The sequence below is a fragment of the Hyphomonas pacifica genome (assembly GCF_000682675.1).
In the GTDB taxonomy this organism is placed as follows: domain Bacteria; phylum Pseudomonadota; class Alphaproteobacteria; order Caulobacterales; family Hyphomonadaceae; genus Hyphomonas; species Hyphomonas pacifica.
Map to the genome: position 1 here is coordinate 1 of NZ_AWFA01000086.1, position 297 is coordinate 297.

Annotated in this window: 1 protein-coding gene; it reads left to right on the plus strand. The window is 68.0% G+C overall.

Going from position 1 to position 297, the window contains the following annotated elements; all coding sequences use genetic code 11:
• Nucleotides 1-297: ATPase, T2SS/T4P/T4SS family (locus tag HY2_RS15960; protein WP_034829425.1), on the plus strand; the 297-nt coding region annotated here is incomplete at both ends.

The following is a 297-nucleotide window of genomic DNA, read 5'->3' on the forward strand; positions in this document are numbered from 1 at the left end:
GCGGGGCCGAAGCGCTCGATCTCCTGAAGGCCTGGAACACCGGCCATCCCGGCGGGATCACGACGCTGCATGCGAACTCCGCCCACGGCGCATTGGCCCGGCTTGAACAATTGACGCTGGAAGCGACGCCCCGCGCGCCCTTCGACCTCATCGCGGAAGCGATTGACGTGGTCGTGTTCATGAGCCGCGCGGGCGGCCAGCGCCGCGTTGAAGAAGCGCTGCGCGTCACCGGCTTTGACGGCGAGGGCTACCAGACCGCCCCGCTCGTCTCCCGCTCTTTGTCCCTCGTCCAACATG